This is a genomic window from Sorangiineae bacterium MSr11954, assembly GCA_037157815.1.
Taxonomy (GTDB): Bacteria; Myxococcota_A; Polyangia; order Polyangiales; family Polyangiaceae; genus Pendulispora; species Pendulispora albinea.
Genome location: CP089984.1, coordinates 9,757,078 through 9,770,210 on the forward strand (window position 1 = coordinate 9,757,078; position 13,133 = coordinate 9,770,210).

The following is a 13,133-nucleotide window of genomic DNA, read 5'->3' on the forward strand; positions in this document are numbered from 1 at the left end:
GAAGCCACCATGAAGCCAATCGTCCGAAACAGTCTCCTCCTCATCGGCGTGCTCGCGATCACGTTGGCCTATGTGGCCCAATCTGCGCTCGCGGGCGACGGCTCCTTGCTCAACGTCTCCTACGATCCTACGCGGGAGTTCTACCAAGAGTACAACGCGGCGTTTGCGAAGCACTGGCAGCAAAAGTCGGGCAAGTCCGTCTCCGTCCGTCAATCGCATGGAGGCTCGGGCAAGCAAGCGCGCTCGGTGATCGACGGCCTCGAGGCCGACGTGGTCACCCTGGCGCTGGCCTACGACATTCAAGAGATCGCCGAACGCGGTAAGCTCCTGCCCGACAACTGGCAGTCGCGCCTGCCGAACAACAGCTCGCCGTACACCTCGACCATCGTCTTCTTGGTGCGCAAGGGCAACCCGCGCGGAATCAAGGATTGGCCCGATCTGCTCAAGCCGGGCACGTCGGTGGTGACGCCCAGCCCGAAGACCTCGGGCGGTGCGCGCTGGAACTACTTGGCGGCCTGGGGCTACGCGCTCAAGCAAAACGGCGGCAACGAAGCGGCCGCGCGCGACTTCGTGACCCAGCTCTATCGCAACGTCCCGGTGCTCGACTCGGGCGCGCGCGGCGCGACGATCACCTTCGTCAAGCACGGCATCGGACACGTGCTCATCGCTTGGGAGAACGAAGCGCTGCTGGCCATCAACGAGATGGGCAAGGACAACTTCGAGATCGTGGTGCCGTCGACCAGCATCCTGGCGGAGCCGCCGGTGGCGGTGGTCGACAAGAACGTCGACAAGCACGGCACGCGCGCCCAGGCGGAAGAGTACGTGAAGTACCTCTACAGCGACGAGGGTCAGGAGATCGCGGCCCGCCGCTACTACCGCCCGCGCAACCCCGCCGTCTTCGCCAAGTACGCCGCGCGCTTCCCGGCCGTGAAGCTCTTCACCGTCGACGACACCTTCGGCGGCTGGACCAAGACGCAGAAGGTGCACTTCGCCGACGGCGGCATCTTCGACCAGATCTACCAGCCTAAATAGCGATGATCGCCGCGGCTCGAGTTCAGCGCAAGACGCTGCCGGGGTTTCGCCTGACCATGGGCTTTACCCTGCTGTACCTCGCGCTCATCGTCATCGTGCCGCTCTCTTCGCTGTTCGGAAAGACGCAGGCGCTCGGCCTGGGCGCCCTCTGGGACGCGCTCACCTCGGCACGTGTGCTGGCCGCGTTCCGCCTGAGCGTGGGCGCGGCCATCCTCGCGGCCATCATCGACTCGGTCGCGGGGCTTCTGATCGCGTGGGTGCTGGTTCGCTACGACTTCTTCGGAAAGCGCCTGATGGAGGCGCTGATCGACATTCCGCTGGCGCTCCCCACGGCGGTGGCGGGCATCGCGCTCACCACCGCCTATTCGGAGCATGGGGTGCTGGGACGCCACCTGGCGGAGCGCGGGATCCCCGTCGCCTTCACCCCGCTGGGGGTCACGGTCGCCCTGGTCTTCGTGGGGCTCCCCTTTGCGGTGCGCGCGGTTCAGCCCGTGCTGGCCGACGTCGAGATCGAGCTGGAGGAGGCGGCCGCATCGCTGGGCGCGACCCGCACGCAAATCTTCCGCCGCGTCACCTTTCCGCTGATCCTGCCGGCCATCGTATCCGGTGCGGCGCAGGCGTTCGCGCGGGCGGTGGGTGAGTACGGCTCGGTGGTCTTCATCTCCGGCAACATGCCGATGAAGACGGAGATCGTGCCGCTCCTCATCGTGAGCAAGCTCGAACAATACGACTACGCGGGGGCCACCGCGCTGGCGGCGGCGATGCTCCTTCTGTCGCTCGGGCTCTTGATCCTCCTGCACCGCCTCCAAGGCGCCATTCAAGTGGGCGGAGATCACACATGATCCGGGTGCTGCTCATCGCCCTGGCGCTCGCGCTGGTCGCGCTGCTGCTCGGCGTGCCGCTCTACGTGGTCTTTCACGAGGCGTTCGCCAGCGGCTGGAGCGCCTATGTGGACTCCTTGAAGGAGCCCGACACGCGCGACGCGATCGTGCTCAGCCTGACGGTGATCGCGCTGGTGGTGCCGCTCAACACGGTGTTCGGCGTGGCGGCGGCGTACGTCACCAGCCGGTTTGCCTTTCCCGGCAAGAGGTTTCTGGCGGCCATCATCGATCTGCCGCTCACGGTGTCACCGGTGGTGGCGGGCCTGGTGTTCGTGCTCCTCTTCGGGAGCCAGGGGCTCTTCGGCGGCGTCCTGCAGCGCCACGACATCAAGGTCATCTTCGCGCTACCCGGCATCGTGCTCGCCACGGCCTTCGTCACCTTCCCGCTGGTGGCGCGCGAGCTCGCGCCGGCCATGGAAGCGCAGTCGGCCGACCAAGAGGAGGCGGCGATGCTCCTCGGCGCATCGGGCTGGACGACCTTCTGGCGGATCACCTTGCCGCGGGTGCGCGGGGCGCTCACCTATGGCGTGGTGCTCTGCACGGCGCGCGCGCTGGGCGAGTTCGGCGCCGTCTCCGTGGTGTCGGGGCACATTCGCGGGTCGACCAACACGCTGCCGCTCCACGTCGAGGTCCTCTACAACGACTACGCGTTCGCGGCGGCCTTCGCCGTTTCGTCCCTGCTCGTGGGGGTCACCTTCGTCAACCTCGTCGCGAGGAGCATATGGAAGTAAAGCTCGTTGGTGTTCACAAGTCCTTCGGCAAACACCCGGTGCTCCGCGGCGTCGATCTCAAGGTCGAAGAGGGGGAGATCGTGGCCCTGCTCGGCCCCTCGGGCTGCGGAAAGACGACCCTCCTGCGCATCGTGGCCGGGCTCGAGTCGCCCGACTCCGGCGAGGTGCTCGTCGGCACGAAAGACCCCGGGGGTAAGCCCGTGGTCGGCTTCGTGTTCCAACACTACGCCCTCTTTCCGCACATGACGGTGTTCGAGAACATCGCCTTCGGTCTGCGCGTTCGAAAGCGCAGCGCGCGCCTCCCCGAGGCCGACATCCGCAAGCGCGTGGACCAGCTCCTCGCCTTGATCCGCCTGGAGCACCTGGCCTCCTCCCGCCCCACGCAGCTCTCCGGCGGGCAACGTCAGCGCGTGGCCCTGGCCCGCGCGCTCGCCGTCGACCCCGCGGTGCTCCTGCTCGACGAGCCCTTTGGCGCCCTCGATACATCGGTGCGCAAAGAGCTCCGTCGCTGGCTCAAGAAGCTGCACGAGGAGCTCAAGGTCACGAGCATCCTGGTGACGCACGATCAAGACGAGGCCATCGAGGTCGCCGATCGGCTGGCGGTGATCAACCACGGTGTGCTCGAGCAAGTGGGCACGCCGCACGAGGTCTATTGCCGGCCCGCGAGCGCGTTCGTGAGCACGTTCCTAGGCGATGCCAATGTCGTGCAGGGCGTCATTCGCTCGGGCAGCGTGCGCGCCGCCGATCTGACCCTCACCTTGAACGGCTCCGCGAACGGCGCCGTCGATGGTCGCAAGGCGACGGTAGTCATTCGTCCACATGATCTCGAGCTTCTGCGTGCCGTGGAGTCGGGCGGATACCGCGACGAGGACTCCGGACTGGTCGCCACCGTGCGGCGGGTGCGCAACACGGGCCCCCTGATAAGGGTCGATTTACTCACCCAAGGGGGCTTGTCGCTCGAGGCTCAGCTGCTCGAAACGGTGCCTCTCGAGGTGGATGCGCAGGTCTCAGTACGTGTGCGTGCACATCGCCTTTTCGTCGATTGACGCAAAGTCGGTTTTGCGGCGTTCATTGGATTCGAGCATTCCAATCGCGATTTCGTTTAGGCCGGCCACCATTCCAGATTGGACGGTCGTGCGATTTCGCCGCCATGCGTCATCGTTTGATAGGTGACTTTTCGCGTACGAATCAATTAGCCAGCGGGCGCGTCGATGATGTTAGCCTGAGTTAATGAATCGATGTCGTAGAGCCGCAAAGGCGCTTGCGCTTGCCGTCGGGTTCATCGTCATTGACGCGGCGCTCGATTCCTCGGTGGCGCAGGCGGGCGGTCTTTACTTCTCCGACCGGGGCGTAAAGCCGCTAAGCCGCGGCGGCGCATGGATCGCAGGTGCCGATGACATCGGAGCTATTTGGTACAACCCCGCCGGGCTCGCCGATGCGGGGACGAGCCTCATGGTGGACTTTGCGTGGCTCAATCATCGCAGCGAGTTCACGCGCAAGACACAGGTGGTGGACGCCGCAGGTACCGTGCGCGTCTACGAGTTTCCCACCGTCGAAGGGAAGTCGCCGATCCTGCCGATCCCCACGATCGGTGGCTCCTACAACTTTGGGCAGCGAAAAGAGTTCACCCTCGCGGGAGCGGTATACGCGCCATATACCGCGCTCTCGAGCTTTCCCACCGTGGTCGATGGGCAGCCCGCGCCGCAGCGCTACTCGCTCATCTCCCTCGACGGCTCGGCGCTGGTGGGCATCGGCGCATGGTTTGCGTACAAGCCCATCGAACAGATCCGGCTGGGCATCGGCGTGGGCGCGCTGGTGGGCGCCTTCACGAGCACCATCTTCTTCAACGCCAACCCGGCGGACCGTCTCATCGGCGCCCCGGAGGATCCGAACTACGACGCGCAGGGCCAGCTCAAAGCGAACATCATCAGCCCAACGGCCAACGTAGGTGCGACGTTCGTCCCCGACAAGCACGTGCGCATCGGCGTCAGTTACAACCTGCCGATCTGGGTCAACGCACCGGGCTCGCTCAAGGTGCGCCTTCCATCGGCGGTCTTGTTCGACAAGGCGTCGGTGTCGGGCGACGACGTCAAGGTCAAGTTCAAGCTGCCCGGCATCTTCCGCGTCGGCGTCGAGGTGCGCCCGATCGAAGCGCTGCGCGCGGAGGTGGCCTATGTGCGCGAGTTCTGGGGCATCCACGACCGCATCGACGTCTACCCCGAGAACGTGGCGCTCAACAACGTGACGGGCTTCCCCTCGCCCTACAACGTCCCCTCGATCACGTTGCCGCGAGGCTTTCAGGACAGCAACTCGTTCCGCGTGGGCGCGCAGTACACGGTGCAGATCAAAGAGAAGTACAAGATCGATTTCCGCGCCGGCTTCAACTACGACCAGAGCGCCGTCCCTGCGCCGTACCTCTCGGCGCTGACGATCGATCTCGACAAGTACACGGCCTCGCTCGGCGGCTCGCTCCACGTGGGCAACCATTGGAGGCTCGACGCCGTCTACGCGCGCATCTTCGCCAAGGACCAAGAGGTGTCGCCGGCGGAGGCCGCGGTGCCTCGGGTGAACCCCGTGCGCGGCAACCCGACGGCCACCGAGTCGATCAACGGCGGGACGTACAGCGCGAGCGCGAACGTGTTCGGGGTGGGTGTAAACTACAAGTTTTAGGGCACACCGGCGCCAAGGCCAGCCGGCTACAGCGAGGTGGGGGCCGGCACGTGGGCTTGGCACTCGGTGCGCCGCATGACCTGCGTGAGGAAGCCTTCGCACGCGAGGGAGTCGATCCACCTCGAGCAATCTGCGAGCTCCGCGGCGATGTGGCCGGACGGTGTCGTCGCCGTGCGGCCGCGCATGCAGCTGGTGGGCGCCGTTTGCATGCACCCGTCGGTGACCGTTCGAGCGCCGCCCTCGACCGCGGCGGAGGCGGCGATGCACGCGCCCGCGCGATCGCACATCTTCGCGGTGAGCACGTCGCACCACTCGGCGAGCGCGATGGCGCGCATGGGGCTGTGCTCGAGGGTGGTCTCGATGGGGGCAGGCGGGGAACTGCCGCCGCAGGCGGAGAGGGCGAAGGCCGCGAAGAGGACGGCGACGGCGGGAGCAACCGAGGACGAACGGCGAAGCAATCGCATGGTCTCGACACCTCCGGTGCAGGCGGTTCTTACGACGATAGGCGGACGAGCGTATCCACCTTCCATGGATCCGTCATTTTCTTCGGTCGCGAGCGTTCGAGCGCTGGCCCTGCTCGAGCCTTCGAGCTTATCGGGCGGCGCGGCGCTTGGGTGCGTGGTCGGACCAACCCTTGGATGCGGGGTGCGACTTGGGGCCGGAGCTCGCCGGTGCGGGTGCGCCGTCTTGGTGACGGCTCCGTTTTGGCGATGAAAAGTGCTTCGCGGGCTTCTCGTGCGGGACCGACTTCGCCGTGTGCTTCTCGCCGGCGAAGGGCTTCGCGGGCTTGTCCGCGGTTCGCGGGCGTGCGTGCGTATCGCCTGCGAACGACTTCGGATGCTTCTCGCCGGCGAAGGGCTTCGCGGGCGGCTTTCCGCCGTGCGGCGCCGTGGCTTTCGCGGGCGCGGCGCGGGAGGGCCTTTCGCCTTCGCGGCGGATGGTGACGCGGGGATCGCGGGGGTCGGGCGCGCGCGTGGCCTCTTCGAAGGTGACGGCGGCGTCTTGGGCGATGTCCACGAAGGAGTGCGTCTTGGCGACTTCAATCGCGCCCACGTCGCTGCCTTGGATGCCGCCGCGGCGGCACATCATCGCCAGGAGACGGCGTGCGTCGGCGCCGTGAAGGCCGCCCCAGGTGACGCGAAAGGTGACCCATCCGCCCTCGCCCGCCCGCTCGCGTGCCACCCGCGGACGCGCCTCGCGGCGGCGATCGCCGTCGCGGTGCGCGCCATCGCGCTCGGACCTGCGCGCTGCGCCCGCGCGCGAGGGGCGCTCCGGCGGCATATGGCGCCGGATCTCGCGCGGCTCACAAGGCCCCGAGATCCCGACGCGCGCGAGAAGACGCGCCAGCGCACGTGCCCCTGCCCCCGCCTGCAGCAGCCGCTCCGCCAACGCCACGCAGCGCGGATCGAGCGCGACGCCATCCTTCGCCCCCGCGTTCGCCGCACCATCGCCCACGCCGTCCGCGCCCGACGCCTCCGCGCCCGACGCATCGCTCACACGCGCGCCGTCCGCGCCCAACGGCGCATCGTTCACGGCCGACGCCTCCGCGCCCGACGCATCATCCGCCGACAACTCCACGAAGAGCCTCTCCTGCCGCTGCGCACGAATCTCGTCCGCGGACGCAATCGCCTCGATCCGCGATCGCACCCCCGCACGACGCAGCAACGCCGTCGTCCGCGTAAGCCCCGACGGCGGCGTCAGCACGGAGCTGGTCCCTTTGCGCCCCGCCCGCCCGGTGCGCCCGCTGCGATGCGTATACGAATCGACGTCCGTCGGCGGCTCCACGTGGATGACGTGCGTGACGTCTTGCACGTCGATGCCGCGCGCGGCCACGTCGGTCGCGACCAACGCTTGCAGCACGCCCCGCTTGAAATCGCCGAGCGCCCGATTGCGCTCCGGCTGCTCCATTTCACCGGACAGCGGCCGCACGGAGAACCCCGCCGACCGGAGCTCCTTCGCGATCTCGGTCACCTCGGAGCGCATGCGCGCGAAGATCAACGTCTTGGCGTCGGGATTCGACAGGAGCAGGTTGATGACGGCCGAGGTGCGGTCCGCGAGATCCACCAAGTGGATCACGTGATCGATGTCCGCGTTGGCGGTCCCGAGCGGCGTCCCTTGAACGGAGACCGGATCGGTCTGCACTTTGTTGGCGAGCGCCCGAACCTCGTGCGGGAAGGTTGCCGACACCAAGTGCGTCGTGTGCGGCGTGGGCGCAAAACCCAGGATCCCCTCGAGCTCCTCGCGGAAGCCCAAATCGAGCATTCGGTCCGCCTCGTCGAGGACCACCGTTCGGATCGCCGCGGCGTCGATGCTCCCGCGGCGGAGATGATCGAGCAGCCGCCCTGGCGTGCCCACGATCACCGCGGGCCCCGCGGCGAAGGCACGGCGTTCGTCGCGGTAACCGCTCCCGCCCGTCACCGAGGCCACCTTGATGGAGAGGGGCGCGTAGAGCCACGAGAGCTCCTCGTCCACCTGCTTGGCGAGCTCGCGCGTCGGCGTGATCACCAACGCCAAGGGCGACGCCACTCCATTGCGCGGCGTGGTCGCATCGCCCGCGTTCTCCATGGCGTCGCGCAGGGTGAAGCCGATGGCCACCGTCTTGCCGGACCCCGTCTGCGAACTGATCCGCAGATCGCGACCGCGAAGGGCCGGATCGAGCACCGCGTGTTGCACGGCGGTGAGCGCGGTGAAGCCCCTTTGCTCGATGGCGCTCGCGAGCGCGGGTCCAAGCAATTCGGCGAAGTCGGGCTTTTGCATCGCGGCTACCTAGCACGCGTTCGTAGGTTCGTGCTCCCCACAATCGACAAATGCAGGATCCCCGCCCCCGCGAACCCCCCCGCCAGCGCGTTCAGGGCAGCGCGTTGGGAGCGGGCGCGGGCGGAAGCGGGCCGAGTGGCTCGCCGGCGAAGGGATCGATCGCGCTGGCGCCCGGATCGGCGGACTTGGAGTTGGGCGGCAGGTAGACGACCACCACCTCCCCTTCTTTGAGCCCCTCGTTGCGACTTTTGCGGTTGATGCGCTCCATCGAGGCCGGGGTCACCCCGTAGCGGCGCCCGATCATTTCGATGGTCTCGCCCGCTTTGGCGGCCACCGTGATGCGCCTGCGCCCTTTTTGGCCCTCCCAGTACGTGAAGAAGTCCTCGGTGCCCACCGCGATGGTGCGCACGTCGTTTTCGGACAGGACCATGACCTTGCTCAAATCGGCGTCGGCCGGAACGAACAATTGCAACGTCATTCCCTCTTGGAGGCGCCCCACCGGATCGATCTCGTTCCAGCGGCGGATTTCGTCGACGGAGACGTGGAAGGTGCCCGCCACGTCGCGCAGGGTATCGCCGGTCACCACGCGATAAAAAACGCGGCGCCGATCCGGATAGACGAAGACGTCGGAGGGAACGATGACCACCGGCTTGTCCCCCGAGCTCGCCGCCGGCCCCGAGGAAGCCGGCGAAGGCGCGGATCCTCCACCTTTTCCGGGCGGAAGGAGGAGCACCGTCCCACCGCGGACGACCTCGCCTTGCGCGATGCCATTGAGCTCGATGATCTTCGCCAGCGCGATGCTGCGGGCGCTCGCGATCTGCTCCAAGCTCTCGCCAAAGCGAACGACATAGCGCTCGGGCGCCACGAAGTTCTTCTTGATTTTGGCCATATTCTGCGCGAGCACCACGCCCTTTCCGGCCGGCACCTTCACGGGATAACCGATCGCGGCCAGAGCTTCGCCCGGACGCGCAGGATCCGGTTTGGGATCGCTCGGGTCCAGAGGCGGCGTCCGCTGCGCGCGCAGCTCCAGATTCAATTCGGAGATTTCCTTCGTTGGAGCCCCGATGGCCGAGGCCACCGAGGAGAGCGCGGTGCCCGGTGGAACCGCCACTTCGTCGTACGCGACGGCAGGCTCGACCTTGTCCTCCGAAATGCCAAATACCGCGAGGTTTCGCCCCACGATGGCCGCGGCCATGATCTTCGGCACATAGAGCGTCGTCTCCCAGGGCAGCGCGCCCTCGAGCCGCGACAAGGTCCAAAAGTCGTTCGTATTGAACTTGCGCACCAGCGCCAGCATGCCGGCGTAGCCCATGTTGTAGGAGGCGATGGCCAGCTCCCAGCTGCCGAAGCGCCGGTGCAAATCGTTGAGAAAGTCGGCGGCCGCCTCGGTGGCCAGCTGCGGATGCAGGCGGTGGTCGACCCAGCGATCTTGCAGGAGCCCGTATTGTCTCCCTGTCTCTGGCATGAACTGCCAGAGCCCGAGCGCCCCCACCGGCGAGCGCGCCGCCGGATCGAAGCCGCTTTCCACCATGGCGAGCCAGAACAGATCCTCGGGCGCGGACTTGCGCCGGAGCACGCGGCTGACCATCGAACGGTAGCGCCCCGAGCGCCGGTACCAGATGGCGAGCATGGTTCGGCCGCGCGGATCGTCTTTGAAAAATTCGAGGTAACGAACCACCCGCGGATCCCATCGAATGGGGAAATCCGGCAGTTTAAGGTCCGCCATCCACGACAGATCCCTTCCCCCTTCGGCCGACGGCGGCGCGCTCGCAACGGGCGCGGGCGGAAGCCCCGACGCGTGCACGTGCGGATACTCCGGCGCTGCGCTGAGCGGCGATCCCAGCTCCGCGGGCCAGCTCGTACCGGGTACCGGCGAGGCGGGCGGAAAAAGCTCGCGCTCGGCCTCGTGCAAGGTGCGGAGCTCCGTGCTCTCGTACCCCGCGGCGACATCGTCGCTCGTGGAACCACCCGCCACTTGCCTTCGCGCATTCACATCGGGTGTGCGCGTTGCCGATTTGACAGCGGGACCTTTCCCGCGCCCGCTCGCGCCGTTCGCCGGCTTACGGGCCGGTGCTCCGCTGCCTCCTCCACCCTTCTTCGGGCCCGCGTTCGAATCGGGGGCCTTGGCCACACGTTTGGGGGGCGAGAGCCCCTTTCCCAGGGTCGGCAAGGGGCTGCCACTGGATCGTGCAGCAGCGTCCGCGGGGCCCGCCAAGGCAACTTGCGCAGAGAATGGCGTGAAAGTAGGACCGAGTGCGCAGATAAAAATGGCGAGCGGACACAAAAAAAATCTTCCGCGTCGGAGCATGCTCCGAGGCATCGCATCTTGGTGCGACAACGTCAAATTCTCGAAAAATTGGCCAGTGCTACTTGTAGGTGATTATCTGTGCATTCTGACACTGTAGACGTTAATACCAGATCTCCCTCTCTTGCTTCGTTCACGTCGTTACAGGAAGCTTGTACGACTCACGGGGCAGCGACGGCCACGGTCGAAGCTCTCCTATCTGCAATTTGGGCTGGCGAGCAGTCCAGGGGTACCTCCTTCGAAGCGTCGTGCGCGACCTTGAAGATGTGCCCCCGCCCGTGAATCCCCTCCCGGGCACCTACAGGTCGGACGCACCCTCACCGCAGTCCCGACTGCTCGCGGCCTACTAACTGCAACGGAGCTGCGTAGAGATATGAAGTTGAACCTCCCGGGGGAGTCGATGCTCGCCTATGCGTGCATCATTACCGCAACTTTCGCCTCTGGATGCTCGTCCTCCAGTGGTAGTTCGTCGGATCGCGAGTGCAATGCGAGCCAAATCACGAATGACCAGGTGGTCGCTCGTCCGGCCGCACGACTCTTTCTTTCGCAGCCACTTTTGGCGCGTTTGAAGGCGCGAGTGGCGGCGAATGATGCCGCGTGGGCGCCGCTCAAGCAAAAGTGTGATTCGCTGACGGGCGCGACGATGAATCCGCCCAGCGGACAGGCATATCCCAATGCGCCGAACGTCGGACAGGGATATCAAGGCGAAGAATACATTACACCCATCATGTCACTCGGTCTGTGCTACCGCGTGACCAACGATTCCGCGGCCCAGCAAAAATACGGTGAGGCAGGATCGCGGCTCCTCGAGGCCATGTCGACACCCGCAGGTTCGGGTGGGCAATCACCTTCGACGGACTCGGGATATGGGATACGCAATTACGGAGTCGGTATGGCCGTCGGCTACGACTGGCTCTATCCCGCGCTCTCGTCGTCCACGCGACAGCGCGTGATCGATTCACTCAACGCGTGGGTCGATTGGTACGACACTTCCGGCTTCAGCAGGAATCAGCCCATCGGAAATTACTTCGTCGGATACCTCCTGGCGAAGACCGCGACCGCGCTGGCCACCGAGGGTGACAACTCCAAGGCAGGGACGTACTTCACCGACGTCAGTCAGAGGCTGTGGGGTAAGCTCGTCAAACCCGCTTTCCAGAAATCGATGGTGGGCGGCGGCTGGCCGGAGGGCTGGGGTTATGGTCCGAAAGCGGTCCGGAACGTGGTGGAGTTCCTCTGGGCGGTGAAGACCGCGAAGAACCTCGACTGGATCAGCGAAGTACCGCAAGCGCGCGATCAAGCCAATTACATATCGTACTTCGCGTGGCCGTCGCTCAAGCACATGGACGATCAAGGGACGGTGCGCTCGGGCACGGACATCAAGCCCTCGGCGGCGCTGATGACCACCATCGCCACCGTGCTCGGCGAGCTCAGCGACGGCGCAGCCACCCGCGCCCGCGCCTTCGCGGCCGACATCATCGCGACCAACGACGACCGCGCCCCGTGGCAGTCGTTCCTCTACTGGGATCCGTCGGCGGCCAAGGTCCCGTATCAAGACGCGAATCTGTCGTATCTGGCGTCGGGCCCCGGCCACGTGGCCATGCGCTCCTCGTGGAAGAACGACGCCGTGTGGGGAGCTCTCCAGAGCGGCACGTACATCAACGCGCCGGACTCGGGCGAGCAGATGTTCAATCAGGGCAACCTGAGCGTCACCGTGGGCGACAAGCCGCTGCTGGTGAACGGCGCCGGTTGGATCCCGCAGGTCGCCGGCACGTCCGGTGAGACCTTCGTCTACAGCGATGCGTGGGGCAAGTCGGCGCCGCGCGTCCTGTACAATACGTTCTTCGTTCAGGATTCCAGCAATCCGAACAACCCCGGGCAATCCTCGGCCGGCCCCGATCAGGCGCAGACCCGCGTCGATCGCTACGAGGAAGGCGGCGTCTACGTTCGCGCCCGCGCCACCGATGTCGAGCAGATGTACAAGGGCGGTTCGATCAAGAACTTCACCCGCGATCTCGTCTACGTGCGCCCCGGCACCTTCGTGCTCTTCGATCGCACCAGCGTGGGCAATGGCTCGTCGGATCAGTGGATGTCGTTCCACCTGCCCGCCACCCCGAAGAACCTCATCGACTCCGCCATCAAGAGCTTCGGCATCTCGACCCCCGGCGGCACCTTGAACACCTTGCTCCCGCGCAACGCGAGCGTGAAGTCGGTGACCTTGCCCGGCGGGGTCGTGCGCCTCGAGGAGCACTCGTCCGGCGCCGAGCAGCAGTGGCTGACGGTCGTCAACGCCGAGGCCGCGAGCTCCGCACAAACGCGCCTCTCGTCCCAGGACGGAAACGTGGCCGCTGGCAATGTGGTGGGTGTCCACATGCAGGGCGCACGCAACCAAGTCGTCCTCTTCCCGGGCGACGCCCCCGACACCGCGACCACCGCGTCCGCGCGCTACACCGTTCGCCAGACCGCCGACGCCGAGCACGTGCTGGTCGACGTGGCGCCGGGCAACTACTCCGTCACGGCCTCCGTCGCCGGCGGCAGCATCACGGTCGACGTCAAGCCGGGCGGCTCGCTCACGGCGTCCTCCAAGGGCACCCTTTGCTACTCCGTCTCCAACTCCGGCGACGTCAAAGCGTGCCCCGCGGCCCCCGCCAACGTCTCCATGTCGGGCCCGAACGCCGTCCCCAATGGCGGCACCACCGACACGCAGCAGCAGGACAAGGCCGCGGGCGAAGGGGCCGGCGGCTGCCCGTAACCGCATAT

At 66.5% G+C, this 13,133-nt stretch carries 9 protein-coding genes; 6 read left to right on the forward strand and 3 right to left on the reverse strand.

Annotated elements, in window-relative coordinates; translation table 11 throughout:
* The first annotated feature begins 9 nt into the window (after window positions 1-9).
* The 5 genes from LZC94_38080 to LZC94_38100 all read left to right on the forward strand — a co-directional run bounded on the left by LZC94_38080 (window position 10) and on the right by LZC94_38100 (window position 5,314).
* Window positions 10-1,032: a sulfate ABC transporter substrate-binding protein gene (locus LZC94_38080; GenBank protein WXB13632.1), complete on the forward strand. Its 1,023-nt coding sequence runs from the start codon at window positions 10-12 to the stop codon at window positions 1,030-1,032.
* Window positions 1,033-1,034: 2 nt separating this feature from the next.
* Window positions 1,035-1,874 carry a sulfate ABC transporter permease subunit CysT gene (gene cysT, locus LZC94_38085; protein ID WXB13633.1) on the forward strand — a complete coding sequence of 280 codons (840 nt, stop codon included), beginning with the start codon at window positions 1,035-1,037 and terminating at the stop codon, window positions 1,872-1,874.
* Window positions 1,871-2,644: a sulfate ABC transporter permease subunit CysW gene (gene cysW, locus LZC94_38090; protein ID WXB13634.1), complete on the forward strand. Its 774-nt coding sequence runs from the start codon at window positions 1,871-1,873 to the stop codon at window positions 2,642-2,644. The genes cysT and cysW overlap by 4 nt, the downstream gene beginning before the upstream one ends.
* Entirely contained in the window at window positions 2,635-3,690 is a 1,056-nt protein-coding gene (locus tag LZC94_38095) for an ABC transporter ATP-binding protein (protein ID WXB13635.1), read from the forward strand. Before cysW ends, LZC94_38095 begins: the two co-directional genes overlap by 10 nt.
* 184 nt (window positions 3,691-3,874) lie before the next feature.
* Window positions 3,875-5,314, forward strand: a complete 1,440-nt coding sequence (locus LZC94_38100; GenBank protein ID WXB13636.1) for an outer membrane protein transport protein — start codon at window positions 3,875-3,877, stop codon at window positions 5,312-5,314.
* Between the two features lie 26 nt (window positions 5,315-5,340).
* On the opposite strand, the gene LZC94_38105 is transcribed toward LZC94_38100, so the two are convergent.
* The 3 genes from LZC94_38105 to LZC94_38115 form a co-directional block, all read right to left on the reverse strand.
* A complete protein-coding gene (locus LZC94_38105; protein ID WXB13637.1) occupies window positions 5,341-5,778 on the reverse strand; it encodes a hypothetical protein in 438 nt (145 codons plus the stop codon).
* A gap of 127 nt (window positions 5,779-5,905) precedes the next feature.
* Complete coding sequence (locus LZC94_38110) at window positions 5,906-8,071, reverse strand: DEAD/DEAH box helicase (protein WXB13638.1); 2,166 nt, start codon at window positions 8,069-8,071, stop codon at window positions 5,906-5,908.
* Window positions 8,072-8,162: 91 nt separating this feature from the next.
* Window positions 8,163-10,241 (reverse strand): LysM peptidoglycan-binding domain-containing protein, encoded by a 2,079-nt coding sequence (locus LZC94_38115; protein ID WXB13639.1) that lies wholly within the window; start codon window positions 10,239-10,241, stop codon window positions 8,163-8,165.
* A gap of 862 nt (window positions 10,242-11,103) precedes the next feature.
* Between LZC94_38115 and LZC94_38120 the strand changes: the two genes are divergently transcribed.
* Entirely contained in the window at window positions 11,104-13,125 is a 2,022-nt protein-coding gene (locus tag LZC94_38120; protein WXB13640.1) for a hypothetical protein, read from the forward strand.
* The last annotated feature ends 8 nt before the right edge of the window (window positions 13,126-13,133 follow it).